26 protein-coding genes are annotated in these 25,683 nt (G+C 59.6%); 8 read left to right on the plus strand and 18 right to left on the minus strand.

Annotation, left to right across the window (positions count from 1 at the left end; all coding sequences use genetic code 11):
• Window positions 1-40: 40 nt before the first annotated feature.
• The 5 genes from rng to mreB all read right to left on the minus strand — a co-directional run bounded on the left by rng (window position 41) and on the right by mreB (window position 4,981).
• Window positions 41-1,498 carry a ribonuclease G gene (gene rng, locus JH25_RS17375; RefSeq protein WP_003188562.1) on the minus strand — a complete coding sequence of 486 codons (1,458 nt, stop codon included), beginning with the start codon at window positions 1,496-1,498 and terminating at the stop codon, window positions 41-43.
• Between the two features lie 70 nt (window positions 1,499-1,568).
• Window positions 1,569-2,165: a Maf family protein gene (locus tag JH25_RS17370; RefSeq protein ID WP_032877793.1), complete on the minus strand. Its 597-nt coding sequence runs from the start codon at window positions 2,163-2,165 to the stop codon at window positions 1,569-1,571.
• Window positions 2,166-2,215: 50 nt separating this feature from the next.
• On the minus strand, window positions 2,216-2,704 hold the full coding sequence (gene mreD / locus JH25_RS17365; RefSeq protein ID WP_003188558.1) for a rod shape-determining protein MreD: 489 nt from the start codon (window positions 2,702-2,704) through the stop codon (window positions 2,216-2,218).
• Window positions 2,704-3,804, minus strand: coding sequence for a rod shape-determining protein MreC (gene mreC / locus JH25_RS17360; protein WP_081883294.1), 1,101 nt, complete (start codon window positions 3,802-3,804; stop codon window positions 2,704-2,706). The genes mreD and mreC overlap by 1 nt, the downstream gene beginning before the upstream one ends.
• Before the next feature lie 139 nt (window positions 3,805-3,943).
• Entirely contained in the window at window positions 3,944-4,981 is a 1,038-nt protein-coding gene (gene mreB / locus JH25_RS17355) for a rod shape-determining protein MreB (RefSeq protein ID WP_002555108.1), read from the minus strand.
• Window positions 4,982-5,191: 210 nt separating this feature from the next.
• On the opposite strand from mreB, the gene gatC reads away from it, so the two are divergent.
• The 6 genes from gatC to JH25_RS17325 all read left to right on the plus strand — a co-directional run bounded on the left by gatC (window position 5,192) and on the right by JH25_RS17325 (window position 10,357).
• Window positions 5,192-5,479 (plus strand): Asp-tRNA(Asn)/Glu-tRNA(Gln) amidotransferase subunit GatC, encoded by a 288-nt coding sequence (gene gatC / locus JH25_RS17350; RefSeq protein ID WP_003188556.1) that lies wholly within the window; start codon window positions 5,192-5,194, stop codon window positions 5,477-5,479.
• Window positions 5,480-5,495: 16 nt separating this feature from the next.
• A complete protein-coding gene (gatA, locus tag JH25_RS17345) occupies window positions 5,496-6,947 on the plus strand; it encodes an Asp-tRNA(Asn)/Glu-tRNA(Gln) amidotransferase subunit GatA (RefSeq protein WP_032877795.1) in 1,452 nt (483 codons plus the stop codon).
• 10 nt (window positions 6,948-6,957) lie between these two features.
• Complete coding sequence (gene gatB, locus JH25_RS17340; protein WP_005784800.1) at window positions 6,958-8,403, plus strand: Asp-tRNA(Asn)/Glu-tRNA(Gln) amidotransferase subunit GatB; 1,446 nt, start codon at window positions 6,958-6,960, stop codon at window positions 8,401-8,403.
• Window positions 8,404-8,502: 99 nt separating this feature from the next.
• Window positions 8,503-8,874: a septal ring lytic transglycosylase RlpA family protein gene (locus tag JH25_RS17335; RefSeq protein ID WP_005784798.1), complete on the plus strand. Its 372-nt coding sequence runs from the start codon at window positions 8,503-8,505 to the stop codon at window positions 8,872-8,874.
• Window positions 8,875-8,900: 26 nt separating this feature from the next.
• Complete coding sequence (locus tag JH25_RS17330; RefSeq protein ID WP_005784796.1) at window positions 8,901-9,980, plus strand: calcium/sodium antiporter; 1,080 nt, start codon at window positions 8,901-8,903, stop codon at window positions 9,978-9,980.
• Window positions 9,977-10,357: a carboxymuconolactone decarboxylase family protein gene (locus tag JH25_RS17325; RefSeq protein ID WP_032877796.1), complete on the plus strand. Its 381-nt coding sequence runs from the start codon at window positions 9,977-9,979 to the stop codon at window positions 10,355-10,357. The genes JH25_RS17330 and JH25_RS17325 overlap by 4 nt, the downstream gene beginning before the upstream one ends.
• Here the strand turns inward: JH25_RS17325 and JH25_RS17320 are convergent.
• The 5 genes from JH25_RS17320 to kdgD form a co-directional block, all read right to left on the minus strand.
• Window positions 10,354-11,295: an AEC family transporter gene (locus JH25_RS17320; RefSeq protein WP_005784792.1), complete on the minus strand. Its 942-nt coding sequence runs from the start codon at window positions 11,293-11,295 to the stop codon at window positions 10,354-10,356. The two genes, JH25_RS17325 and JH25_RS17320, sit on opposite strands and share 4 nt — an antisense overlap.
• 174 nt (window positions 11,296-11,469) lie before the next feature.
• Window positions 11,470-13,023: a galactarate dehydratase gene (gene garD / locus JH25_RS17315; protein ID WP_032877797.1), complete on the minus strand. Its 1,554-nt coding sequence runs from the start codon at window positions 13,021-13,023 to the stop codon at window positions 11,470-11,472.
• 10 nt (window positions 13,024-13,033) lie between these two features.
• Window positions 13,034-14,398, minus strand: a complete 1,365-nt coding sequence (locus JH25_RS17310) for an MFS transporter (protein WP_032877798.1) — start codon at window positions 14,396-14,398, stop codon at window positions 13,034-13,036.
• Window positions 14,399-14,568: 170 nt separating this feature from the next.
• On the minus strand, window positions 14,569-16,014 hold the full coding sequence (locus tag JH25_RS17305; protein WP_032877799.1) for an aldehyde dehydrogenase family protein: 1,446 nt from the start codon (window positions 16,012-16,014) through the stop codon (window positions 14,569-14,571).
• A gap of 54 nt (window positions 16,015-16,068) precedes the next feature.
• Window positions 16,069-16,980, minus strand: coding sequence for a 5-dehydro-4-deoxyglucarate dehydratase (gene kdgD / locus JH25_RS17300; protein ID WP_005784786.1), 912 nt, complete (start codon window positions 16,978-16,980; stop codon window positions 16,069-16,071).
• 237 nt (window positions 16,981-17,217) lie between these two features.
• Between kdgD and JH25_RS17295 the strand changes: the two genes are divergently transcribed.
• On the plus strand, window positions 17,218-18,375 hold the full coding sequence (locus JH25_RS17295; protein WP_032877800.1) for a hypothetical protein: 1,158 nt from the start codon (window positions 17,218-17,220) through the stop codon (window positions 18,373-18,375).
• A gap of 138 nt (window positions 18,376-18,513) precedes the next feature.
• Here the strand turns inward: JH25_RS17295 and JH25_RS17290 are convergent, their stop codons facing one another.
• The 8 genes from JH25_RS17290 to rplM form a co-directional block, all read right to left on the minus strand.
• Complete coding sequence (locus JH25_RS17290; RefSeq protein ID WP_032877801.1) at window positions 18,514-19,263, minus strand: FadR/GntR family transcriptional regulator; 750 nt, start codon at window positions 19,261-19,263, stop codon at window positions 18,514-18,516.
• Between the two features lie 158 nt (window positions 19,264-19,421).
• Complete coding sequence (locus JH25_RS17285; protein ID WP_005784780.1) at window positions 19,422-19,841, minus strand: ClpXP protease specificity-enhancing factor; 420 nt, start codon at window positions 19,839-19,841, stop codon at window positions 19,422-19,424.
• A 17-nt stretch (window positions 19,842-19,858) separates the two neighbouring features.
• A complete protein-coding gene (locus tag JH25_RS17280; protein WP_005784778.1) occupies window positions 19,859-20,476 on the minus strand; it encodes a glutathione S-transferase N-terminal domain-containing protein in 618 nt (205 codons plus the stop codon).
• Window positions 20,477-20,624: 148 nt separating this feature from the next.
• Window positions 20,625-21,404, minus strand: coding sequence for a cytochrome c1 (locus JH25_RS17275; RefSeq protein ID WP_032877802.1), 780 nt, complete (start codon window positions 21,402-21,404; stop codon window positions 20,625-20,627).
• Entirely contained in the window at window positions 21,404-22,615 is a 1,212-nt protein-coding gene (locus tag JH25_RS17270; RefSeq protein ID WP_032877803.1) for a cytochrome b, read from the minus strand. Before JH25_RS17270 ends, JH25_RS17275 begins: the two co-directional genes overlap by 1 nt.
• On the minus strand, window positions 22,615-23,208 hold the full coding sequence (gene petA / locus JH25_RS17265; protein ID WP_032877804.1) for a ubiquinol-cytochrome c reductase iron-sulfur subunit: 594 nt from the start codon (window positions 23,206-23,208) through the stop codon (window positions 22,615-22,617). The genes JH25_RS17270 and petA overlap by 1 nt, the downstream gene beginning before the upstream one ends.
• Before the next feature lie 265 nt (window positions 23,209-23,473).
• Window positions 23,474-23,866, minus strand: coding sequence for a 30S ribosomal protein S9 (rpsI, locus tag JH25_RS17260; RefSeq protein WP_002555064.1), 393 nt, complete (start codon window positions 23,864-23,866; stop codon window positions 23,474-23,476).
• A 14-nt stretch (window positions 23,867-23,880) separates the two neighbouring features.
• Window positions 23,881-24,309 (minus strand): 50S ribosomal protein L13, encoded by a 429-nt coding sequence (rplM, locus tag JH25_RS17255; protein ID WP_003171742.1) that lies wholly within the window; start codon window positions 24,307-24,309, stop codon window positions 23,881-23,883.
• 249 nt (window positions 24,310-24,558) lie between these two features.
• Between rplM and JH25_RS17250 the strand changes: the two genes are divergently transcribed.
• Window positions 24,559-25,599, plus strand: coding sequence for an NADP(H)-dependent aldo-keto reductase (locus tag JH25_RS17250; protein WP_032877805.1), 1,041 nt, complete (start codon window positions 24,559-24,561; stop codon window positions 25,597-25,599).
• Window positions 25,600-25,683: the final 84 nt, after the last annotated feature.

Consider the following 25,683-nt stretch of genomic DNA (forward strand, 5'->3'; position numbering starts at 1 on the left):
TCAAGGTCCGCCGGTCTCGAATAAGGCAAGCAATTGGGGATCAGAGCAGCACCACGTCGTATTGTTCCTGGGAATACATGGTTTCGACCTGGAAGCGAATCGTGCGACCGATAAAGCTCTCCAGCTCCGCGACGTTCCCCGACTCTTCGTCCAGCAGGCGATCGACCACTTTCTGGTTGGCAAGCACTCTATAACCCTCGGCCTGATAGGCACGTGCCTCACGCAGGATTTCGCGGAAAATTTCGTAGCAAACGGTTTCCGGGGTTTTCAATTTACCCCGCCCCTGGCAACTGCTGCACGGCTCGCACAGCACCTGCTCCAGGCTTTCGCGGGTGCGCTTGCGGGTCATCTGCACCAGGCCCAGCTCGGTGATGCCGATGATGTTGGTCTTGGCGTGATCGCGCTCCAGCTGCTTTTCGAGGGTGCGCAATACCTGGCGCTGGTGCTCCTCATCTTCCATGTCGATGAAGTCGATGATGATGATGCCACCGAGGTTGCGCAGGCGCAGTTGGCGAGCGATCGCCGTGGCGGCTTCCAGGTTGGTCTTGAAGATGGTCTCTTCGAGGTTGCGATGGCCCACGAATGCGCCAGTGTTAACGTCAATGGTGGTCATGGCTTCGGCCGGATCCACCACCAGGTAGCCGCCGGATTTGAGCGGCACCTTGCGCTCCAGGGCTTTCTGGATTTCGTCTTCAACGCCATACAGGTCGAAGATCGGCCGCTCGCCGGGGTAGTGCTCCAGGCGGTCGGCAATTTCCGGCATGAGCTCGGCAACAAATTGCGTGGTGCGCTGGAAGGTTTCCCGCGAGTCGATACGGATTTTCTCAATTTTCGGGCTGACCAGGTCACGCAGTGTACGCAGCGCCAGGCCCAGGTCTTCATAGATGACGCTGGGCGCGCCAATGGTCTTGATCTGTGCGTCGATCTGATCCCACAACCGCCGCAGGTAGCGGATATCCATAAGGATCTCATCAGCGCCGGCGCCTTCGGCGGCGGTACGCAGGATAAACCCGCCCGCTTCCTTGATGCCCTCGGCAGCCACGCAGTCGCTGACCACCTTTTTCAGGCGTTCACGCTCGGCTTCGTCTTCGATCTTCAGGGAAATGCCGACATGGGCAGTGCGCGGCATGTACACCAGGTAGCGCGAGGGAATCGACAACTGGGTGGTCAAGCGTGCGCCCTTGGAGCCGATAGGGTCCTTGGTGACTTGCACCACCAGACTCTGCCCTTCATGCACAAGGGCGCTGATGCTTTCCACCGCAGGGCCTTCGCGCAGGGAAATTTCCGAGGCATGGATAAACGCAGCGCGGTCCAGGCCGATGTCGACGAATGCCGCCTGCATGCCCGGCAATACGCGCACCACCTTGCCTTTGTAGATATTGCCGACGATCCCGCGCTTCTGGGTGCGTTCGACATGCACTTCTTGCAGAACACCGTTCTCTACCACCGCCACGCGCGATTCCATCGGCGTGATATTGATCAGAATCTCTTCACTCATGGCTGGGTCTCGTTCAGGCGTTTTCACAATAGTGACCGATCGCTCAAGGCTTGGCGCTGGAATACGGCGTTCAGCGCACGGTAAGGTTTTGCCAACAGGGTATGCCGAATTGGGCGAGCAGTTGCGCGGTTTCGCACACGGGCAGGCCAACCACCGCAGAATAACTGCCATTGAGGCCGGCAACGAACACCGAACCCAGGCCTTGGATAGCATAGCCGCCGGCCTTGTCCTGGGGTTCGCCACTGTGCCAGTAGGTTGTAGCCTCTTCGACAGAAAGCTGGCGAAAACGTACAAGACTGCTTACATATCGAGTTTCGCAGCGCTGGCCGTCGGTGAGGGCAATCGCGGTGAGCACTTCATGCTCGCGGCCCGAAAGGGCCATCAGCATTGCCAGCGCGTCGGCCTGGTCCACGGGTTTGCCCAGGATCTGGCCGTCAATAATCACCGCCGTATCGGCGCCCAATACGCAGGTGCCCGAGGTTTGGCCAAGCGCAACAAAACCCGCCGTTGCCTTGCCGCGCGCAAGGCGCTCGACATAGGCAACGGCGGGTTCGTTGGCATGAGGGGTTTCATCAATAGCGGCGCTGACTACGGTGAAAGGCACACCGATCTGGGTCAGCAGCTCACGTCGCCGCGGGGAGCCCGAGGCCAGATAAAGCGAAATCATTGCAGCCTCTCCCTGTTGGGTTCGATAACCAGGCAGAGCCTCGCAACCATTCAATTGATTTTATAGCGGCGACGCAGCCCACGCAGGCCAAAACTGATCCAGGGCCACAGCAGTGCACTGACCAGGGCCGGCAAGACCAGCGCCAGGGTGGGCTGACGGTTGCCGGTCAATGCGCTCAGCCACAATTGCACCAACTGCGCCAGACCGAAAATCACCAGGATCACCAGGCACTGCTGCCACATAGGGAACATGCGCAGGCGCTGTTGCAACGACAGCACCAGGAAAGTGATCAGGGTCAGGATCAACGCATTCTGGCCCAGCAAGGTGCCATAGAGCACATCCTCCGCCAAGCCCAGGCACATCGCCGTGACCATGCCCACCTTGTGCGGCAGGTTCAAAGACCAGAACGCCAGCAGCAAGGCCAGCCAGAGCGGGCGCAGGATTTCCATGAATTGCGGCAGCGGCGAAACGCTGAGCAGCAAGCCAATGGCGAAAGTCAGCCAGACGATCCAGCCATTGCGCGAATGAGTACCGGCCATTATTCCTCCCTCTGCCGTGTGGTGACCGGAGCGGTTGTCGCAGGCCTCGCGGGCGCGGTGGTCGCCGCCGGTTTAGCCGGGCGAGCACCCTGTGCAGCAGGCTTGGCTGGTGTGGCGACAGGCGCTGCGGTTGCCGGAACGGCCGGCGCAGCCGCAGGCGCTGGTGGCCCGACGAAGGCCGGTTTGGGCACAATGGCGGGGACGACCGGCGCGGTGCCGTTCTGCTTGTCTTCCGCTTCCTGGGCCTGGGCGGCGTCGTTGGCGCGCTCCTCCGGGGTGCGGTTATCGCTGAACACCAGCAGCAGGTAACGGCTACGGTTAAGGGCAGCCGTCGGCACGGCCCGAACGATTGCGAATGGTTGGCCAGAATCGTGGATCACTTCCTTGACCGTCGCCACCGGGTAGCCGGCCGGGAAGCGCTGGCCCAGGCCGGAGCTGACCAGCAGGTCGCCTTCCTTGATATCCGCAGTGTCGGCAACATGGCGCAGTTCGAGGCGTTCGGGGTTGCCGGTACCGCTGGCAATCGCGCGCAAGCCGTTGCGGTTGACCTGAACCGGAATGCTGTGGGTCGTGTCCGTCAGCAGCAGGACGCGCGAGGTGTAGGGCATCAACTCCACCACCTGGCCCATCAGGCCACGGGCATCGAGCACCGGCTGGCCGAGGACCACACCGTCGCGCTCACCCTTATTGATGATGATGCGATGAGTGAACGGGTTCGGATCCATGCCGATCAGCTCGGCGACTTCAACCTTTTCATTGACCAACGCGGAAGAATTGAGCAACTCGCGCAGACGAACGTTCTGCTCGGTGAGGGCCGCCAGCTTTTGCATGCGCCCCTGCAACAGCAGGTTTTCAGTCTTGAGTTTTTCGTTCTCGGCGATCAGCTCGGTGCGGCTGCCAAATTGGCTGGCCACGCCCTGGTAGAGACGTTGTGGCAGGTCGGTGATCCAGTAGGTCTGCATCAACACCAGCGACATCTGGCTACGCACGGGCTTGAGCAGTGCAAAGCGGGCATCGACCACCATCAGCGCGACCGAAAGCACGGTCAGCACCAATAAGCGCACGCCCAATGAGGGGCCTTTGGCGAAAAGCGGTTTAATAAGCCGCTCCTCCCAGGCAAATGTTCTCTTTATTCATACGGCATCAAACCGGCCTGGATGCAGATTGAAGAAGATAAACGCCAACAGGCAGCACTGCAAAGTGCTGCCTGCCGACCAAGCATGAACCATCCAGGCAATCTTATTCGCTGGAGAGCAGGTCCATGGTGTGTTTATCCATCATTTCCAGCGCACGACCACCACCACGAGCAACGCAGGTCAGCGGGTCTTCGGCAACGATCACCGGCAGACCGGTTTCCTGTGCCAGCAGCTTGTCGAGGTCGCGCAGCAAGGCGCCACCACCGGTCAGCACAAGGCCACGCTCGGCGATATCGGAAGCCAGCTCCGGCGGCGACTGCTCCAGGGCACTCTTCACGGCCTGAACGATGGTGGCCAGGGACTCTTGCAGAGCTTCCAGCACTTCATTGGAGTTCAGGGTGAAGGCACGTGGAACGCCTTCGGCCAGGTTGCGACCGCGAACATCGACTTCGCGAACTTCGCCGCCCGGGTATGCGGTGCCGATTTCCTGCTTGATGCGCTCGGCGGTGGATTCACCGATCAGGCTGCCGTAGTTGCGACGCACATAGGTGATGATCGCTTCGTCGAAACGGTCGCCACCCACACGCACGGATTCGGCATACACCACACCGTTCAGGGAAATCAGGGCGATTTCGGTCGTACCACCACCGATATCCACCACCATCGAGCCGCGGGCTTCTTCAACCGGCAGGCCGGCACCGATCGCAGCCGCCATCGGCTCTTCGATCAGGAACACTTCGCGGGCACCGGCGCCAAGGGCCGATTCACGGATGGCACGACGCTCAACCTGGGTGGACTTGCACGGAACGCAGATCAGCACACGAGGGCTGGGCTGCAGAAAACTGTTTTCGTGAACCTTGTTGATGAAGTACTGCAGCATCTTCTCGCAGACGCTGAAATCGGCGATCACGCCATCCTTCATCGGACGAATGGCAGCAATGTTGCCTGGTGTACGGCCGAGCATACGCTTGGCCTCGGTGCCAACGGCAACGACACTTTTCTGATTACCATGGGTCCGAATGGCCACAACCGATGGCTCATTCAGAACGATACCGCGCTCGCGCACGTAAATAAGGGTGTTGGCAGTGCCCAGGTCAATGGAAAGATCGCTGGAAAACATGCCACGCAGTTTCTTGAACATGGGAAAGGGACCCTAGGCAACGCGTGGGTAAAAAAGTGCGGCAAACTCTAACAACGACAGGGATTTTGGGCAAGGCGCCAATGTGCTAAATTGGCCGACTTTCTGTGCACCAACCCCCACAATCGCGGCCATATGACCGTAGAAATGCGGTAGTGTTCCGACAATCTAACACACGGACGCCTTCCGTTCTGTTTTCCACTGGAGAATCCCATGGCGCTTGAACGCTCCGACGTGGAAAAAATCGCGCATTTGGCCTCGCTTGGCCTCAATGACGCCGATCTTCCACAGACCACCGCAGCCCTGAACAGCATTCTCGGGCTGGTTGACCAAATGCAGGCCGTCAATACCGACGGCATCGAGCCCCTGGCTCACCCGCTGGAAGCCAGTCAGCGCCTGCGCGCAGACGTCGTGACCGAGCGCAATAACCGCGAGGCCTACCAGTCCATCGCGCCAGCGGTCGAAAACGGCCTGTACCTGGTTCCGAAAGTCATCGACTAAAGGGAAAGAGCCTTTCATGCATCACATGACTCTGGCCGAGATCGCCCGCGGTCTCGCCGACAAAACGTTTTCCAGCGAAGAGCTGACCAAAACCCTGCTTGCGCGTATCGCCGAGCACGATCCCAAGGTCAACAGCTTCATCAGCCTCACCCAAGAGCTGGCCCTGAGCCAGGCCAAGGCCGCCGACGCACGTCGCGCCAACGGTGAAAACAACCCTCTGCTGGGCGCCCCCATCGCCCACAAGGACCTGTTCTGCACCCAGGGCATTCGCACCAGCTGCGGCTCGAAGATGCTCGACAACTTCAAGGCGCCCTACGACGCCACCGTGGTGTCCAAGCTGGCCGCCGCCGGGGCTGTGACCCTGGGCAAGACCAACATGGACGAGTTCGCCATGGGTTCGGCCAACGAGTCGAGCTACTACGGCGCGGTGAAAAACCCGTGGAACCTTGAGCACGTGCCCGGCGGTTCGTCGGGTGGCTCGGCTGCGGCCGTGGCCGCACGCTTCCTGCCCGCCGCTACGGCGACCGACACCGGTGGTTCGATCCGCCAGCCCGCCGCGTTCACCAACCTCACCGGCCTGAAGCCGACCTACGGTCGCGTTTCCCGCTGGGGCATGATCGCCTACGCCTCAAGTCTCGATCAGGGCGGCCCTCTGGCACGCACCGCTGAAGACTGTGCAATATTGTTACAAGGCATGGCAGGCTTCGATAAACAGGACTCCACCAGCATCGATGAGCCCGTGCCGGACTACAGCGCCAGCCTGAATACCTCGCTCAAGGGCCTGCGCATCGGCGTGCCGAAAGAGTACTTCAGCGCCGGCCTCGACCCGCGTATCGCCGATCTGGTGCAAAACAGCATCAAAGAGCTGGAAAAGCTGGGCGCCGTGATCAAGGAAATCAGCCTGCCGAACAACCAGCACGCGATTCCCGCCTATTACGTGATCGCGCCGGCAGAGGCGTCTTCCAACCTGTCGCGTTTCGACGGTGTGCGCTTCGGCTATCGCTGCGAGAACCCGAAAGACCTCACCGACCTGTACAAACGCTCCCGTGGCGAAGGCTTCGGCAGTGAAGTCCAGCGCCGGATCATGGTCGGTGCCTATGCCCTGTCCGCCGGCTACTACGACGCGTACTACCTCAAGGCGCAGAAAATCCGTCGCCTGATCAAGAACGATTTCATGGCCGCCTTCGAAGAAGTCGACGTGATCCTCGGCCCGACCACGCCGAACCCGGCCTGGAAAATCGGCGCCAAGACCGGCGACCCGATCGCCGAGTACCTGGAAGACCTCTACACCATTACCGCCAACCTCGCGGGCCTGCCGGGCTTGTCCATGCCCGCCGGTTTCGTCGATGGCTTGCCGGTAGGCGTGCAATTGCTCGCCCCGTATTTCCAGGAAGGCCGCCTGCTCAATGTGGCGCACCAGTACCAGTTGCACACCGACTGGCACACCCGCACCCCTACCGGCTTCTGAGGAGAACACTATGCAATGGGAAGTTGTGATCGGGCTGGAGATTCATACCCAGCTCGCCACCCAATCGAAGATTTTCTCCGGTAGCGCCACCACGTTCGGCTCTGAGCCCAACACCCAGGCCAGCCTGGTCGACCTGGGCATGCCCGGCGTGCTGCCGGTGCTGAACCAGGAAGCGGTGCGCATGGCGGTGATGTTCGGCCTGGCGATTGACGCCGAAATCGGCCAGCACAACGTGTTTGCACGCAAGAACTACTTCTATCCGGACCTGCCCAAGGGCTACCAGATCAGCCAGATGGAACTGCCGATCGTCGGCAAGGGCCACTTGGACATCCCGCTGGAAGACGGCACCATCAAGCGTGTCGGCGTAACCCGTGCGCACCTGGAAGAAGACGCCGGCAAGAGCCTGCACGAAGAATTCCCCGGCGCCACCGGTATCGACCTGAACCGTGCCGGCACGCCGCTGCTGGAAATCGTCTCCGAACCGGACATGCGCAGCGCCAAGGAAGCCGTGGCCTACGTCAAGACCATCCACGCGCTGGTGCGCTACCTGGGCATCTGCGACGGCAACATGGCCGAAGGCTCGCTGCGTTGCGACTGCAACGTGTCGATCCGGCCAAAGGGCCAGGTTGAGTTCGGCACCCGCTGCGAGATCAAGAACGTCAACTCGTTCCGCTTCATCGAGAAGGCGATCAACAGCGAAGTGCGTCGCCAGATCGAATTGATCGAAGACGGCGGCAAGGTGATCCAGCAAACGCGCCTGTACGACCCGAACAAAGACGAAACCCGCGCCATGCGCAGCAAGGAGGAAGCCAACGACTACCGTTACTTCCCCGACCCGGACCTGTTGCCGGTGGTGCTGGAAGATTCGTTCCTCAACGACATCCGCGCCACCCTGCCGGAACTGCCGCAGCAAAAACGCGAGCGCTTCCAGGAGCAGTTCGGCCTGTCGGTCTACGATGCCAGCGTGCTGGCCTCCAGCCGTGAACAAGCCAACTACTTCGAAAAAGTCGTGAGCATTGCCGGCGACGCCAAGCTGGCGGCCAACTGGGTGATGGTCGAACTGGGCAGCCTGCTGAACAAACAGGGCCTGGAAATCGACGAAGCGCCCGTCACTGCCGAACAATTGGGCGGGATGCTGCTGCGCATCAAGGACAACACCATCTCCGGCAAAATCGCCAAGACGGTGTTCGAAGCGATGGCCGCGGGTGAAGGCAACGCCGACGAGATCATCGAGAAGCGTGGCCTCAAGCAAGTCACCGACAGCGGCGCGATTTCGGCCGTACTCGATGAAATGCTCGCGGCGAATGCCGAACAGGTCGAGCAATACCGCGCCGCAGACGAAGCCAAGCGCGGCAAGATGTTCGGCTTCTTTGTCGGCCAGGCCATGAAAGCTTCCAAGGGCAAAGCCAACCCGCAACAGGTGAACGAACTGCTTAAAAGCAAGCTCGAAGGCTGATTGCGGTGAATGGTTGGAGCAGACTTCAAGGTCTGGCTCCAACCTGTGTGGGAGAGGGCTTGCTCCCTCTCCACATTTTTTATTGGGGATGTCCTGACAATGAAACGTCTACTCGGCCTCCTGGCCTTGTCCTCCCTGCTGGCCGGTTGCGCCAGCGGTCTCATCGACCCCAACGGTTACGACGAAACCGGCACCGCCTCCTATTACGGCGCCAAACACCATGGCAAAAGAACCGCCAGTGGTGAACCCTTCAACCAGAACGCCTTGACCGCTGCGCATCGGCGCCTGCCCTTCGGTACGCGGGTCAAAGTGACCAATCTGAACAACGACCGATCGGTCGTGGTGCGCATCAATGACCGCGGCCCGCACACCCGTGGGCGCCTGATCGACGTTTCCCGCAAGGCTGCCGAGCAACTGCGTATGCTGGGCAGCGGCACCGCACGGGTTCGCGTGCAAGCCCTGAACAATTGATTGAGGCCGCCTTGAGTATTTTCGGATTGAACGCCCTTTCGCCCTGGAGCCTGCTCGAACTGGTCGGCGGCTTGCTGCTGTTGATCGTCGGCGCCGAGATCCTGGTACGCGCCGCCGTGCGCCTGGCGGCCAGCCTCAAAGTGCGACCGCTGATCATCGGCTTGAGCGTTGTCGCCTTCGGCAGCAGCGCGCCGCAGATGGCCGTCAGCCTCCAGGCCACGCTGGCCGGCAATACCGATATCGCCGTGGGTAGCGTTATTGGCAGCAGCATTTTCAATATCCTCGTCACCCTGGGCCTGTCGGCGCTGATCATTCCGCTGCGGGTCTCGCGGCAACTGGTGCGTGTGGATATCCCGGTGATGATCTTCGCCGGTCTGCTGGTGTTTATCCTGGCCGCCAATGAAGTGCTGACACCGCTCGATGGTGTTTTGCTGCTGGTGGCGCTGGTAGCTTACCTTGGCGTGCTGCACCACCAGACGCGTCATTCACGCCGCCCGCGCACCCTGGACACCGTGGCCAAGGCACCCTGGTTGAGCAGCGCGTTACTGATGTTCGCCGGGCTATTGGTGCTGGTACTGGCCGGGCATTTGTTGCTGGGCGCCGCGGTGGAAGTGGCGGGCGACCTGGGCTTGTCGGAGCGCGTCATCGGCCTGACGCTCATCGGCGTGGGCACCTCGCTGCCCTGCCTTGCCACATCGCTGATCGCCGCCTTGCGCGGCGAGCGGGAAATTGCGGTGGGCAACGTGATCGGCAGCAACCTGTTCAACCTGCTGGGCGTGCTGGGCTTTACCGCGCTGGTGGCGCCGTCGCCGCTGTCGGTATCACCCAATGCCCTGGACTTCGATTTGCCGGTAATGCTCGGTGCCATCGTCCTGTGCCTGCCGGTGTTTTATACCGGCTACCGCGTGACGCGTATCGAAGGGCTGGTGCTGCTGGGGTTGTACCTGGCGTACGGGCTGCACGTAATGGCCTTCACCACCGGTATGCCCCTGGCCAACAAGCTTGAACAATTGATGCTGTATTACGTCCTGCCGGCGTTGGTGGCTTTGCTGTTGTTCACCTCTGTGCGCGCCTGGCACCGCCAACACAAGAGGGAATCGAAATGACCGATCAGAAAAAACCCGGAGTTGAGGTACGACGCCAAGTCATGGGCGATGCATTCGTCGACCGCGCCCTGGGTAATGCCACGGCGTTCACCCAGCCGCTGCAGGACTTCGTCAATGAACATGCGTGGGGCGCTGTCTGGAACCGCGAAGGCTTGCCGCTCAAGACCCGCAGCCTGATCACCCTCGCCGCCCTGACAGCCCTCAAATGCCCGCAGGAACTCAAGGGCCACGTGCGCGGTGCACTTAATAATGGCTGCACGGTAGACGAGATTCGCGAAGCGCTGCTGCATTGCGCGGTGTATGCCGGTGTGCCGGCGGCGATTGATGCCTTTCGGGCGGCGCAGGAAGTGATCGAAAGCTACCAGAAAGACGCCTAGATCCAGCCACCCGCCTGCAATACGAAAATCCCGATATTGGTGGTCACCGCCGCCATCAGCGTAGTGATCACGATAATCGCCGCCGCCAGCTCATGATTGCCTTGCGCCGCCCTGGCCATCACGAAGCTGGCCGCGGCTGTCGGCGCGCCGAAGTACAGGAACAGAATCCCCAGCTCCGGCCCGCGAAAGCCCAGCAACCAAGCGCCCAAGGTTGCGATCACCGGCAACCAGATCATCTTCATCAGGCTCGCACTCAACGCCATGTTGCCGCTCTTGCGCAGCGCGGCCATGGACAAGGTGCCGCCGATGCAAATCAACGCCAACGGCAGCGTGGTATCCGACAGGTACTGCAAGGACTTTTCGAACCAGCCGGGCAAGCTGATCTGAAAGTACGCGAACGGCGCAGCAACGATCACGCTGATGATCAGTGGGTTAGCCACCACACTCTTGAAAATGCTCCACGGGTCGGACTTGATCACCGGGCTGTACACCGCCAGCACAATGGTCGACAGCGTGTTGTAAAACAGGATCACCAGCGCCGCGAGGATTGCGCCCAGGGAGATCCCGTAGTCACCGTACATACTGGCGGCGAGCGCCAGGCCGATCACCCCGTTATTGCCGCGAAACGCACCCTGGGTGTAAATGCCCCGGTCTTCACGCTTGCAGCGAAAAATCGCCCAGCCCCAGGCCAAAGCAAAGCTCGCCAGGGTGGCGACGGCAAAATAGATCAGCAAACCCGGCTTGAGTGCCGCGTGCAGGTCGGCATGCAGGATGCCCAGGAACAGTAGCGCCGGCATGGTGACGTTGAACACCAGGGACGACGCGGTGTGGATAAAGTTGTCGTTGATCCAGTTGATGCGCTTGAGCAGCACCCCCAGAAACAGCATGGCAAACACCGGCGCGGTGATGGTGAGGGTGGTAAGGAAGATTGCCAGCATGCCGGGGAGAACCTTGGTGGGCGTCGTTAGTTGGCTAATGATAAGCCATGCAGCCCGTGTCGTCTGGTCTACCGCTATCGGGAGCAAGCCCCCTCCCACATTTGAACGCATTCATTCTGTTGAAATGCGGACCAATGTGGGAGGGGGCTTGCTCCCGATGCAGGCGACTCGGTCTCAGGTAATCGGCGCCGGGTTGAACAGCGTGATGTCGTTATGCAACTTGTGATGCTCCGCCCACGTCTGCTTCCTGCCACTGGCCACGTCCAGGTAGAAGTGAAACAACTCCCAGCCCAGCTCCTCGATGCTCGCGCGCCCGGTGGCAATGCGCCCGGCGTCGATATCGATCAGGTCCGGCCAGCGCTGGGCCAGCTCGGTGCGGGTCGACACCTTGACCACCGGCGCCATCGCCAGCCCGTACGGCGTGCCACGCCCGGTGGTGAATACATGCAGGTTCATCCCTGCCGCCAGTTGCAAGGTGCCGCACACAAAATCACTGGCCGGGGTGGCGCAAAAAATCAGGCCCTTGCCCTTCAAGCGCTCGCCGGGGCCGAGCACGCCGTTGATCGCGCTGCTGCCGGACTTGACGATGGAGCCCAATGACTTCTCGACAATATTCGACAGCCCGCCCTTCTTGTTGCCCGGCGTGGTATTGGCACTGCGGTCTGCTTCACCCTTGGCCAGGTAACAGTCATACCAGTCCATTTCCCTGACCAGTTCCCGGGCAACCTCCTGGTTCTGCGCCCGGGAAGTCAGCAGGTAAATGGCATCGCGCACTTCAGTCACTTCGGAAAACATCACCGTCGCGCCGGCCCGCAGTAACAAGTCCGAGGCATACCCCAGCGCCGGGTTGGCGGTGATACCGGAAAACGCATCACTACCACCGCACTGCATACCCAGGATCAGCTCGCTAGCCGGCACGGTTTCCCGACGGCGCTGGTCGAGTTTCTTCAAGCGCACCTCGGCCAGCGCCATGATCTGCTCAATCATTTCGGTAAAGCCATGGCTGGAATCCTGCAGGCGATACAACCACGGCTCGCTCAAGTCCACCGAGCTGTCGTTATCGTGCATCACCTGGCCGGCCTGCAATTTCTCGCAGCCCAGGCTGATCACCAGGGCTTCACCGCCCAGGTTCGGGTTGCGCGCCAGATTGCGCACGGTGCGGATCGGGATATAGGCATCCGTCGCCGTAATCGCCACGCCGCAGCCGTAGCTGTGAGTCAGCGCCACCACATCATCGACGTGGGGATACTTGGGCAGCAACTCATCCTTGATGCGCTTGACTGCGTGGTCCAGCACGCCGGTAACGCACTGCACGGTGGTGGTGATGCCGAGGATATTGCGCGTGCCCACGGTACCGTCGGCATTGCGATAGCCCTCGAAGGTGAACCCCTCCAGCGGTGCCTGGGTTTCAGGCACCTCGGTGGACAGCGGCAAGCTGTCAAGCGGTGGCGCGGTGGGCATGCGCAGCTGATCTTCCTGCACCCAACTGCCACGCGGAATCGGAGCCAGGGCGTAACCGATGGTCTGACCGTAGCGGATAATCCGGCCGCCCTCGGGGATATCTTCCAGTGTGACCTTGTGGCTCTGGGGTATGAACTCCACGGTGACCAGGCCGTCGGGGAATTCAGTGCCCGCCGGTACACCCTGGTCGTTTACCACGATCACCACATTGTCGCGCTCGTGCAAACGGATCGAGCGCGGCGAGTCGGCATGTTCAATCAACTGCATCACACGAACCTCAGGAATGCGCTTGGGAAAGGTTGGTCAACTCAGGGCCTTTGGCGGGCGGCTCTTTGAGCACCACGCGCTTGATCGGGCCGACAATCACCAGGTAGCTGAACACTGCGACCAGCGCGTTGGCGCCGACGAACACCAGGGCCCATTTGAACGAGCCGGTAGTGCTGATGATGTAGCCGATGACAATCGGCGTGGTGATCGACGCCAGGTTACCGAAGGTGTTGAACAGGCCGCCACTGAGGCCGGCGATCTGCTTCGGCGAGGTGTCGGACACTACCGCCCAACCCAGTGCGCCAACGCCTTTGCCGAAGAACGCCAGGGCCATGAAGCCCACCACCATCCATTCGATGTCCACGTAATTGCAGGCCACGATACTGCTGGAGATCAGCAGGCCACCAATGATCGGCGCCTTGCGTGCAAAGGTCAGCGAGTGGCCTTTACGCAGCAGGTAGTCAGAAATCACCCCGCCGAGCACACCGCCGATAAAGCCGCAGATCGCCGGCAACGAGGCGATAAAACCAGCCTTGAGAATGGTCATGCCGCGATCCTGCACCAGATACACCGGGAACCAGGTCAGAAAGAAGTAGGTGATGCCGTTGATGCAGTACTGGCCCAGATACACGCCGAGCATCATGCGGTTGGTCAATAACTGGCGTATGTAATCCCACTTCGGCCCATCAGTTTTCTTACCCTTGCCCTTGTCCTGATCCATGTCGACCATCGCGCCGTTGGCAGCGATGTGGTTGAACTCGGCCTCGTTGATCATCGGATGCTGGCGCGGGCTGTGGATAACTTTCAGCCAGATCATCGAGAACACGATGCCGATCACGCCCATCACGATAAACACATGCTGCCAGCCGAAGCGGTAGACGATCCAGCCCATCAATGGCGCAAACAACACCGTGGCGAAGTACTGCGCCGAATTGAAGATTGCCGATGCGGTGCCGCGCTCAGCCGTAGGAAACCACGCCGCAACAATACGGGCATTGCCCGGAAACGACGGCGCCTCGGCCAGGCCCACCATAAAGCGCAGCATGAACAGCGCCACTACGGCGGTGGAGACGCCGAACTCACCGACATAGCCTTGCAGCACGGTGAATAGCGACCAGGTGAAGATGCTCAAGGCGTATATTTTTTTCGAGCCGAAGCGGTCGAGCAGCCAGCCGCCAGGAATTTGCCCGGCCACGTAAGCCCAACCGAATGCGGAGAAGATGTAACCGAGGGTGACCGCGTCGATGCCGAGGTCTTTTTGCAGGCTGGAGCCGGCGATGGCGATAGTTGCGCGGTCGGCATAGTTGATCGTGGTCACCAGAAACAGCATGAGCAGGATCAAATAGCGGACATGGGTCGGCTTGGTCGCTTGCATGAAGAGGTACTCCCACTAATTATTTTTTTGCGGGTAATGATTTTTTGTTTTTCCTGTGGGAGCCGGGCTTGCCCGCAATGCAGACACCTCGGTGTGTCAGCAAGACCGAGGTGATGCTATCGCAGGCAAGCCAGCTCCCACATAAAGCCAGTGCCACAGGATGCTGCGTATTACGACCCGATATAGCTGGTCTTCACCACGGTGTAGAACTCTTGCGCATAGCGACCTTGCTCACGCGAACCGTAGGATGAGCCCTTACGGCCACCGAATGGAACGTGGTAGTCCACACCCGCCGTCGGCAGGTTGACCATCACCATCCCGGCCTGGGAGTGGCGTTTGAAGTGGTTGGCGTACTTCAGCGACGTAGTGGCGATACCCGCCGACAGGCCGAATTCGGTGTCGTTGGCCATGGCCAGCGCCGCCTCGTAGTCAGCCACACGCACCACGTTGGCCACCGGGCCGAAGATTTCTTCACGGCTGATGCGCATCGCCGCTTCGCTGTCGGCAAACAAGGTCGGCGCCAGGTAATAGCCTTCGGTATCGCAGGTCACCAGGCCGCCACCGCTGACCAGCCGCGCACCTTCGCTCTGGCCGATGTCGATGTATTTCATGTCCTGGTCCAACTGGGTCTGGGACACCACCGGGCCAATGTCGGTGCCGCTATTCAAAGCGTGGCCGACCCTGATCGACTTCATGCGCTCGGCCATGGCGGCGACAAACTGGTCGTGGATCCCCGCCGTGACAATCAAGCGGCTCGACGCAGTGCAACGCTGGCCGGTGGAATAGAACGCGCTCTGCACCGACAACTCCACCGCCTGCTTGAGGTCGGCGTCATCGAGGATGATCTGCGGGTTCTTGCCGCCCATTTCCAACTGCACTTTGGCCTGGCGCGACACACAATTGACGGCGATCTGACGACCCACGCCAACGGAGCCGGTGAAGCTGATGCCATCGACTTTCGGGCTGTTAACCAACACGTCACCGACGACACGACCGCTGCCCATCACCAGGTTGAACACACCAGCAGGGAAACCAGCGCGAGAAATGATCTCCGTCAGGGCCCAGGCGCAACCCGGCACCAGCTCCGCAGGTTTGATCACCACGCAGTTGCCGTAGGCCAGGGCCGGGGCGATTTTCCACGCGGGAATGGCAATCGGGAAATTCCATGGAGTAATCAGCCCCACCACGCCAAGGGCTTCGCGAGTCACTTCAACGCTGACGCCCGGACGCACCGAGGGCACGTAATCACCTGAAAGGCGCAGGCATTCACCGGCGAAGAACTTGAAAATATTACCGGCGCGGGTCACTTCGCCGATGGCTTCGGGCAGGGTCTTGCCCTCTTCCCGGGCCAACAAGGTGCCGAGCTCTTCGCGACGGGCAAGGATTTCACTGCCGACTTTATCCAGCGCGTCGTGGCGCGCCTGGATACCGGACGTGGACCAGGCCGGGAAAGCGGCGCGGGCCGCGTCAATGGCCGCGTTGACTTGGGCCACGTCCGCTTTGGCGTATTCGCCGATGACATCGGACAAATCAGACGGGTTGATATTGGTGCAATAGTCGGCGCCGGTTACCCATTCACCGTTGATGTAGTTTTCGAAACGCTTTGCTTGGGACACAAATCTTCTCCTGACGCAAAAGGCCGCTGATTGCTCAGCGGCCTTGTGGATAATTTATTGCGCGCCTTGCTTGTCGATCAGCGCGGCCAGGGCTTCGTATTCTTCCGGCAACAGATCGGTCAGCGGCGTACGCACCGGGCCGGCGTCATACCCGACAATTTTCGCGCCAGCCTTGACGATGCTCACTGCGTACCCGGCTTTGCGATTACGGATGTCCAGGTAAGGCAGGAAGAAGTCATCGATGATCTTGTCGACGGTGACGTGATCTTCGCGGGCAATGGCGTGGTAGAAGTCCATGGCGGTTTTCGGGATGAAGTTGAACACCGCCGAGGAGTACACCGGCACTCCAAGGGCTTTGTAGGCCGCGGCGTAAACCTCTGCAGTCGGCAGGCCGCCGAGGTAGCTGAATCGGTCACCCAGGCGGCGACGGATCGACACCATCAACTCGATATCACCCAGGCCATCCTTGTAGCCGATCAGGTTCGGGCAACGTTCGGCCAGGCGCTCCAACAGCGGCGCGGTCAGGCGGCAGACATTGCGGTTGTAAACCACCACGCCGATCTTGACCGACTTGCACACCGCTTCAACGTGGGCAGCAACCCCGTCCTGGCTGGCTTCGGTGAGGTAGTGCGGCAGCAGCAGCAAGCCTTTGGCACCGAGGCGTTCTGCCTCCTGGGCGTACTCGATGGCCTGGCGGGTCGAACCGCCCACACCGGCAAGAATCGGCACGCTGGACGCGCAAGTGTCCACGGCGGTTTTTACCACTTGGGAATATTCGCTGGCAGCGAGGGAAAAAAACTCACCCGTCCCACCGGCTGCGAACAACGCGGTGGCGCCGTAAGGGGCTAGCCATTCGAGGCGCTTGATGTAGCCCGCCTGGTGGAAGTCACCCTGGGCGTTGAAATCGGTCACCGGGAAAGACAGCAGACCGTGGGAGAGGATGGACTTCAGTTCTTGTGGATTCATTATTCGAACACCCTGGGCGAAGACTTTCTGAGGAAAGCGTTGTTGTTGGTTTTGATGATGTCGTACGTCATCGTACAACTATAAAAAGATTCGTCAACTGCAATTCGTTGAGCCTCCGCTCGCACCTGACGTGTGGATTGCAACTCTTGACGTAGGAAATTTCTCACCTATAGTAACTTTAACTGTATATACATACAGTTAAAAAGGAAGATTCCCACGACATAGCAAGGAGCTAACATGTCAGGTCTTGAACTAGCAGTACCCGAGAAACTCCCGCCAACCCTGCGTTTTGAAGGGGGTGAACACACCGCCATCGGCGATGAAACCCTGCTGCGCTTCGCCAAGGACGCTGCGGCGATTCCTGCACACCAGGTGCAATTGCATCTGCCCAACGGGCTCGCGCTGACCTACGGCCAAGTGATCGCTTTGGGTGGCGATTTCTATGGCATCCCCGGCCAAGCCATCAGCGATGGCGCCTCTGCGGCCGAGCGCGTGCAACGTTTCACTGCAGCCTTCAACTCTCTCGCCGTATTGCCCGCCTCACGGGAAGAGGCGCAGAAGATCCTGGCGGTGATGCAAAAGGAAATCAACGCCGTCAAGCAGGCGATCAAGGATGGCAAACAACCCCATGAAGCCTACGACGCACTGGGTGATACGTTGTCGGAGGAGTGGAACCGCATCACGGGTGGCGGCAGCGCTGTTTCGGCCCTGATTCCCTTGGGACGCTACCTCAAGCTGGCAGCGGACAATGCCGATCACTTCGGTGAGTGGGCCTTGTCCGCGTACCTGGCCGGTCACACGGCGGCGCTGCAACAAGCCGTTGTGGCCCACCAGACGGGTACCGACCAGGCCCTGGAACTGGCCTATGCGATGAACAGCTTCGCTGATCACTTCTTGACCGACCTGTTTTCTGCCGGGCACCTGCGAGTGCCGCGCAAACAGTTGGCAGCCGTTGTGACGCCAGGTGAACTGGGCTCGCTGATCAGCCGCTTCATGCACGACGAAGACAGCAAGTTCGGGCTCAAGGTGCGTAATGCCATGGGTGATCAGTGGCATGCCTACGGCGACAAGCGCTACTTCGACAGCATCGACGCCGATAATCGCGTGCAGGTAAAACGTGCGGTGCAGGCTTCGGCAGACGAAATCTTCGAAACCTTCATCAGCGGCGTCGCGCCCTCCCCGGCCAGCTTCAAGGCACCGCTGTATGTGCCCGACCTGAACGCCGCGCAAAACCCGGCGAATAACTTCTCGCCGTTGTTCAAGATGGAGGGGGACAAGGTGCTGCGGCGCAAGGACGTCAATGACCTGAACGACAAACACTGGACCAATGATTGGTGGGGGTGGAGTACGTATCTGTTGCTCAAAGACTACAAGCCCAATCAACCCGCCAGCTAAACAGGCCCGGTACTCCAGATAATGGAGATCAAATGTGGGAGCTGGCTTGCCTGCGAATGCAGTGGTTCAGTAACAAACTCAATGACTGACACACCGCTATCGCAGGCAAGCCAGCTCCCACACGGGATATGGCAAACCTCAGCCGCGCTGCGCTTCTGCCTCTTCATGGGCATGGCGCAGCCGCTCACGGCTGTTGGTCAAATGCAGACGCATGGCCGCCCGCGCCGCATCCGAATCCTGACGGGCAATTGCCTCATAGATTTCTTCGTGTTCGCGACTCAGGCGGCTCATGTAATGCTGTTGGTCATCATGGGCCAGGCGCGCCGAATTCAAGCGGGTACGCGGAATGATGCTGGTACCCAGGTGGGTCATGATGTCGGTGAAGTAGCGGTTGCCGGTAGACAGTGCAATTTCCAGGTGGAAGGCAAAGTCTGACGCCACCGCATCGCCAGCGTGGGCCGCACTTTCATTCAGCGCATCAAGGGCCGCACGCATGGCGGCCAGTTGTGCATCACTGCGACGCAAGGCGGCAAGGCCCGCCGACTCTACTTCCAGGCTGATACGCAGCTCCAGAATCGCCAGCACATCACGCAAGGTCACCACGGTGGCCGGGTCAATGCGGAAACCGCTAGGGCTGGGCGTGTCCAACACAAAGGTGCCGATACCATGGCGGGTCTCGACCTGCCCCGCCGCCTGCAAGCGCGAGATGGCCTCGCGCACCACGGTGCGGCTGACGCCGTGGGCGTCCATGATCGCCGACTCGGTAGGCAGTTTATCGCCGCGTTTGAGCTGGCCATCGCGGATCTGCTCGGACAACACCGTGACCAATTCCTGGGCAAGGCTGCGGCGCTTGCGGGGCAGACGTGGAGCGGCGCTGGCGTTTTCCATGATGAACCATCTTTCTCGGCGAACTGAAGACCGCATCATAGCCCATGGTGGTTGTACGATCACCGTTGTGGCGCGACTTTCATCCATATCCTTCGCGCAAAAAAATGCCCCGACAAACGTCGAGGCATTTTTCAGAGGGGTCTGAAGGCAAAATCCGCCTACTTCACCACTTTCAAGCTCGGCCGACCGCTAGGACGCGGCGGCTCGCTGTCCGGTGGCGGTAGATCATCACCGCCTTCACCGTCGATCGTTTCGTCGTCCTCGAAAGGCGACTCCAGATCGAACACCATGCCTTGGCCATTCTCCCGGGCGTAGATCCCGAGGATGGCACCAATCGGCACGAACAGCGTATGTGGTACGCCACCGAAACGCCCTTCAAAGCTCACCGCTTCGTTGTCCATGTGCAGATGGCGCACGGCACTGGGCGATACGTTCAGCACGATTTGTCCGTCGCTGGCGAAACCCTGTGGCACATCCACCTTGGGAAACTCGGAATTGACCAGCATGTGCGGTGTGCAATCGTTGTCCACAATCCACTCATAGAGCGCGCGGACCAAATAAGGTCGACTGGAGTTCATCAACGGCTCCTTAAGCCTTAGCGCATATCGCGTTCGACACCAGACAGACTCGCCTGGAAAGCCTCACGCGCAAATTGGCGCTCCATGTAATCAAGCAGCGGCTTGGCCGGCCGTGGCAGTTCAATGCCCAGGATCGGCAAGCGCCAGAGTATGGGTAATAGGCAGCAATCCACCAGGCTTTGTTCCTCACTGAGGAAAAAAGGTTTATCAGCGAACAGCGGCGAAACACCGGTCAGGCTTTCGCGCAATTCCTTGCGCGCCTGCACCCGAGCGGCTTCCTTAGAACGCGAATCCAAAATGACATCCACCAGCCCGCACCAGTCACGCTGGATCCGATGGATCAGCAGGCGGCTGTTGGCACGCGCTACCGGGTACACCGGCAGCAAAGGCGGATGCGGGTAACGCTCATCCAAGTATTCCATCACCACGGTTGACTCCCACAACGCCAGGTCACGATCGACCAGGGTGGGCAAGCTGCCGTAAGGGTTCACTTCGATCAGTTTCGGCGGATGACGGCCCGCCTCCACACTGATGATCTCGGCGCTGACACCCTTCTCTGCGAGCACGATGCGTACTCGGTGGGAATAGTGGTCGGCGGGGTCGGAGTAACAGGCCAACCGATTGGTCACGCCCATGGCGGTCCTCCTCGCTTGTTGAAATTATCGAAAGCTCAAAAACGAGCGCGCCCAGAGAGCATCTCTGTAACGTCCGGTCAAACCAGGCGTTACGTGTTCAGAGATGCCGCTGGGCGCGCAAGATTAACAGCAATTGCTTACGGTTGGATCAATGCACATCCTTCCAGTATTCGCGCTTGAGCAGATAAGCGAATACGAAGAAGAAAGCCAGGTACAGCAAGACGTACGTACCGATGCGCTGGTGCTGCAGTTTGACCGGGTTGGCCGAGTAGGCCAGGAAGGTCACCAGGTTCTTGACCTTCTCGTCGAACTGCTCTTCGTTCAGCGTACCGGTCTTGGGCACGATGGTCAGTTGATCGCATGCTTCATGGGTCAGAGGCGTACCGGTCAACGGATCATATTGCTTCTTGCCGTCTTCAACGACCTGAACCTGCTTGCATCCTACCACTTGACGACCCTGCAGGCCGACCAGAACGTTCGGCATGCCGACGTTCGGGAAGACTTTGTTGTTCACGCCATACGGGCGCGCAGGGTCTTCGTAGAAGGATTTCAGGTAGCCGTAGAGCCAGTCGGTGCCGCGCACGCGGGCCACCAGGGTCAGGTCGGGCGGTGCGGCGCCGAACCAGGCCTTGGCATCGGCCGGTTGCATGCCGGTGTTCATGTGGTCGCCGATCTTCGCGCCAGTGAACACCGCGTGGCTGAGCATCACTTCATGGGGGATGCCCAAGTCATCGGCGACACGCTCGTAACGTTGGAACTTGGCGCTGTGGCAACCCATGCAGTAGTTGGTGAATGTACGCAGCCCATCCTGCATGGCGGCCTTGTCAGACACATCGATATCGACTTTTTCCAGCTGCGCGCCATGCTCGGCGGCGAAGGACAGTAGCGGCAGGGCCGCAAGCACGAATGCAACGAATAACTTTTTCATCAGCCAGTCACCCTTTCCGGAACCGGTTTGGTCTTCTCGAGCCGGGTATAGAACGGCATCAGAATGAAGTAGGCGAAGTACAGGAAGGTGCAGACCTGCGACAGCAACGTACGCTCGGGGGTCGGCGCCAGCACGCCTAGCACGCCCAGGATCACGAACGAAATGCAGAACACCCACAGCCAGATCTTGCTCAGCCAGCCTTTGTAGCGCATCGACTTGACCGGGCTCCGATCGAGCCACGGCAGCACGAACAGCACCGCGATGGCTGCGCCCATGGCGATCACGCCCATGAGTTTGTCGGGGATCGCACGCAAGATCGCGTAGAACGGCGTGAAGTACCAGACCGGGGCAATATGCTCGGGCGTCTTGAAGGCGTTGGCCTGTTCGAAGTTAGGTTTCTCCAGGAAATAACCACCCATCTCCGGGAAAAAGAACACGATCGAGCAGAACACAAACAGGAACACCACTACGCCGACAATGTCTTTCACGGTGTAGTAAGGGTGGAATGGAATGCCGTCGAGCGGGATGCCGTTCTCGTCCTTGTGCTTCTTGATGTCCACACCATCAGGGTTGTTGGAACCCACTTCGTGCAGTGCCAGGATGTGCAGTACCACAAGGCCCAGGATCACGATCGGCAGGGCCACCACGTGCAAGGCGAAGAAGCGGTTCAGGGTGATGCCGGAGATCAGGTAGTCGCCACGAATCCACTGGGTCAGGTCGTTGCCGATCACCGGGATTGCACCGAACAGCGAGATGATCACCTGGGCGCCCCAGTACGACATCTGGCCCCATGGCAGCAGGTAGCCCATGAAGGCTTCGGCCATCAGCGCCAGGTAGATCAACATGCCAAACACCCACACCAGCTCACGCGGCTTCTGGTACGAACCGTAGAGCAGGCCACGGAACATGTGCATGTAGACGACGATGAAGAACGCTGACGCGCCTGTGGAGTGCAGCAGGCGCAGGATCGAGCCGTACTCGACGTCGCGCATGATGTATTCGACGGAAGCAAAGGCCTCTTCCGCCGACGGGGTGTAGCTCATCGTCAACCACACGCCGGTGACGATCTGGTTGACCAGCACCAACAAGGCCAGGGAGCCAAAGAAGTAGAAGAAGTTGAAGTTTTTTGGCGCGTAATATTTGCTGAGATGGTCTTCCCACATTTTGGTGGCGGGGAAGCGCGCATCCACCCAATCCATGAACTTGCTCATCACGCGTTCTCCTTGTCGAGGCCAATGACTATGAGGTCGTCAGTTTCGTAGGTATGCGGAGGCACGGGCAGGTTCAATGGAGCAGGCTGGGATTTGTAGACACGGCCAGCGAGGTCGTAGTGCGAGCCGTGGCAGGGGCAGAAATAACCACCGACCCAATCCTTGCCCAGATCGACAGGGGCCACTTCCGGGCGGAAGGTAGGCGAGCAACCCAAGTGGGTACACAGACCAACCAGCAACAGGATCTCTGGCTTGATCGAACGCATTTCGTTCTTGGCGTAGGCGGGCTGATCGGAATTTTCGGATTTCGGGTCAGACAACTGGCCTTCGATCTTTTTCAGATTCCCCAGGATTTCCTCGGTACGGCGAACAATGAAAACCGGCTGGCCGCGCCATTCAGCAATCATCTGCTGACCTGGCTCGATCTTGCTGACATTCACCTTCACCGGTGCACCTGCGGCTTTCGCCTTGGCACTGGGAAACCATGACCCCACGAACGGGACCGCAGCCCCCACCGCTCCTGCAGCACCCACCACGGATGTGGCTGCTACCAAGAAGCGACGCCGGCCTGCATTCACGCCGTCATTGCTCATTCAGTCCTCTCCCATCAGCTTTTTGGCCTGTTAAATCAGGCGTCTACTAAGTGTTGAATCTTTACTTATAAAAATTTTGACGGATGGTAATGAAAAGCCCCACGTATGACAAGGGAATTGCCCGGGCCTCCGCCCTCAGGCCTTGTAGTATAGGGGGTCTACGGATGTGGCAAGTTGTCACGGCGAAAAATGTGCATAAATCGCAGGCAATAAAAAACGCCCAGCTCCGTGAGGAGGCTGGGCGTTTTCTGGAACGTAAAGCGAATTAACGCTTCGAGTACTGCGGACGCTTACGCGCTTTACGCAGACCGACTTTCTTACGTTCAACTTCACGAGCATCGCGAGTAACGAAGCCAGCTTTGCGCAGAGCGCCACGCAGGGTTTCGTCGTACTGCATCAGAGCGCGAGTGATACCGTGGCGGATTGCGCCAGCTTGACCACTTACACCGCCACCGATAACGGTGACGTAGATGTCGAACTTTTCAACGGTCTCGGTCAATTCCAGCGGCTGACGAACTACCATGCGGGCAGTTTCGCGACCGAAGAAGTTGTCCAGGGAGCGGTTGTTGATCGAGATGTTACCAGTGCCCGGACGCAGGAAAACGCGTGCGGTTGCGGTTTTGCGACGGCCAGTGCCGTAATTTTGAGTCGCCGACATAATGAACTATTCCGTTAAAACTTCAGTTCTTGGGGCTGCTGAGCAGCATGAGGGTGTACAGCGCCCGCATAGACTTTCAGCTTGCGAAACATATCGCGACCCAGTGGGCCCTTCGGCAGCATGCCTTTGACCGCGATTTCGATCGGGGCTTCAGGCTTCTTGGAGATCAGGCCTTCAAAGTTGGAAGACTTGATACCGCCTGGGAAACCGGAGTGACGGTAGTACATTTTGTCTTGCGCTTTGTTGCCGGTAACACGTACCTGCTCAGCGTTGATGATCACGATGTAGTCACCGGTATCAACGTGCGGGGTGTATTCAGGCTTGTGCTTGCCACGCAGACGGCTGGCGACTTCAGTGGCCAGACGACCCAGGGTCTGACCAGCGGCGTCGACGACAAACCAGTCGCGCTGAACTGTTTCCGGTTTTGCAGTAAAAGTTGTCATTCTTTAATAGCCTCAGGGGCCGCCCTGTAAATTAGACGGCGGATCTTACTGAATAGTGCGTACTTTGACAAGTCAAAGGCAGCCGGATACAGACGCTATCGGGGGCTCGGGTCGGCGCGTCCGTTCAACGGCAAGATTCTTCGGCAGGCGGCGCATCACTTCCACTGCAGAAAGAGGTGGGCAATTATGCAGATTGCGAAAAAAAATTCAACCTGCTTTTATGATTGTTTTCCCCTGAAGGAGTACCCGATGGATTACCGACAGCTGGGCCGCACCGATCTGAACGTCAGCGCCATCGCGTTGGGCACCATGACCTGGGGCGAGCAGAACAGCGAGGCAGAGGCTTTCGCGCAGATCGAACGGGCAAAGGGCGCGGGGATCAACTTCCTCGATACCGCAGAAATGTACCCGGTACCGCCCAAGGCCGACACCTATGCCACCACCGAACGCTACATCGGCAACTATTTCAAAAGCCGTGGCGACCGCGCCGACTGGATCCTCGCCAGCAAGATCGCCGGCCCCGGCAACACGATTGACTACATCCGCGATGGCTACCTGCGTCACAACCGCAAGCACATCACCCAGGCGCTCGACGCCAGCCTCAAGCGCCTGCAGACCGACTGGATCGACCTCTACCAACTGCACTGGCCGGAACGCAGCACTAATTTCTTCGGCCAACTGAGCTACAAGCACAAGGACGAAGACGACCTCACCCCCCTGGAAGAAACCCTCGAAGCCCTGGATGAACAGGTCAAGGCCGGCAAGATCCGCCACATCGGCCTGTCCAACGAAACCCCATGGGGCACCATGAAGTTCCTCGCCCTGGCCGAAGCCCGTGGCTGGCCGCGCGCGGTGTCGATCCAGAACCCATACAACCTGCTCAACCGCAGCTTTGAAGTGGGCCTGGCAGAAATCGCCATCCGTGAGCAGTGCGGCTTGCTGGCCTACTCACCACTGGCGTTCGGCATGCTCAGCGGCAAGTACGAAGGCGGCGCACGGCCGGCCAAGGCACGCCTGACCGAGTACAGCCGGTTCAGCCGTTACTTCAACCCGCAGTCGGAGGCGGCGTGCAGCCGCTATGTGGCATTGGCGCGGGAACATGGCCTGGACCCGGCGCAGATGGCCCTGGCGTTTGTGACGCAGCAGCCGTTTGTGACCAGCAATATCATTGGGGCTACGTCGCTGGAACAGTTGGATAGCAACATTGCCAGTGCCGAGTTGAAACTGTCGAAAGAGGTGTTGGAAGGGATTGAGGCGATTCAAAAGGATCATCCAAACCCCGCGCCTTGATTGACCTTCAGACCGCCATCGCAGGCAAGCCAGCTCCCACATGTTGATCTGTGAATACCGTCAAATGTGGGAGCTGGCTTGCCT

The sequence above is a fragment of the Pseudomonas sp. BRG-100 genome (genome assembly GCF_000737955.1).
GTDB classification, from domain to species: domain Bacteria; phylum Pseudomonadota; class Gammaproteobacteria; order Pseudomonadales; family Pseudomonadaceae; genus Aquipseudomonas; species Aquipseudomonas synxantha_A.

Coding starts and splice junctions, on each gene's coding strand:
- JH25_RS17250 (WP_032877805.1), top strand. CDS start 24,559: ATGGATTACCGACAGCTGGGCCGCACCGATCTGAACGTCAGCGCCATC.
- rng (WP_003188562.1), bottom strand. CDS start 1,498: ATGAGTGAAGAGATTCTGATCAATATCACGCCGATGGAATCGCGCGTG.
- JH25_RS17310 (WP_032877798.1), bottom strand. CDS start 14,398: ATGCAAGCGACCAAGCCGACCCATGTCCGCTATTTGATCCTGCTCATG.
- gatA (WP_032877795.1), top strand. CDS start 5,496: ATGCATCACATGACTCTGGCCGAGATCGCCCGCGGTCTCGCCGACAAA.
- JH25_RS17275 (WP_032877802.1), bottom strand. CDS start 21,404: ATGAAAAAGTTATTCGTTGCATTCGTGCTTGCGGCCCTGCCGCTACTG.
- garD (WP_032877797.1), bottom strand. CDS start 13,023: ATGCAGTTGATTGAACATGCCGACTCGCCGCGCTCGATCCGTTTGCAC.
- JH25_RS17325 (WP_032877796.1), top strand. CDS start 9,977: ATGACCGATCAGAAAAAACCCGGAGTTGAGGTACGACGCCAAGTCATG.
- JH25_RS17295 (WP_032877800.1), top strand. CDS start 17,218: ATGTCAGGTCTTGAACTAGCAGTACCCGAGAAACTCCCGCCAACCCTG.
- mreD (WP_003188558.1), bottom strand. CDS start 2,704: ATGGCCGGTACTCATTCGCGCAATGGCTGGATCGTCTGGCTGACTTTC.
- rpsI (WP_002555064.1), bottom strand. CDS start 23,866: ATGTCGGCGACTCAAAATTACGGCACTGGCCGTCGCAAAACCGCAACC.
- JH25_RS17270 (WP_032877803.1), bottom strand. CDS start 22,615: ATGAGCAAGTTCATGGATTGGGTGGATGCGCGCTTCCCCGCCACCAAA.
- rplM (WP_003171742.1), bottom strand. CDS start 24,309: ATGACAACTTTTACTGCAAAACCGGAAACAGTTCAGCGCGACTGGTTT.
- kdgD (WP_005784786.1), bottom strand. CDS start 16,980: ATGAATCCACAAGAACTGAAGTCCATCCTCTCCCACGGTCTGCTGTCT.
- JH25_RS17290 (WP_032877801.1), bottom strand. CDS start 19,263: ATGGAAAACGCCAGCGCCGCTCCACGTCTGCCCCGCAAGCGCCGCAGC.
- gatB (WP_005784800.1), top strand. CDS start 6,958: ATGCAATGGGAAGTTGTGATCGGGCTGGAGATTCATACCCAGCTCGCC.
- JH25_RS17320 (WP_005784792.1), bottom strand. CDS start 11,295: ATGCTGGCAATCTTCCTTACCACCCTCACCATCACCGCGCCGGTGTTT.
- JH25_RS17335 (WP_005784798.1), top strand. CDS start 8,503: ATGAAACGTCTACTCGGCCTCCTGGCCTTGTCCTCCCTGCTGGCCGGT.
- JH25_RS17280 (WP_005784778.1), bottom strand. CDS start 20,476: ATGGGCGTGACCAATCGGTTGGCCTGTTACTCCGACCCCGCCGACCAC.
- gatC (WP_003188556.1), top strand. CDS start 5,192: ATGGCGCTTGAACGCTCCGACGTGGAAAAAATCGCGCATTTGGCCTCG.
- mreB (WP_002555108.1), bottom strand. CDS start 4,981: ATGTTCAAGAAACTGCGTGGCATGTTTTCCAGCGATCTTTCCATTGAC.
- JH25_RS17285 (WP_005784780.1), bottom strand. CDS start 19,841: ATGAACTCCAGTCGACCTTATTTGGTCCGCGCGCTCTATGAGTGGATT.
- JH25_RS17370 (WP_032877793.1), bottom strand. CDS start 2,165: ATGATTTCGCTTTATCTGGCCTCGGGCTCCCCGCGGCGACGTGAGCTG.
- petA (WP_032877804.1), bottom strand. CDS start 23,208: ATGAGCAATGACGGCGTGAATGCAGGCCGGCGTCGCTTCTTGGTAGCA.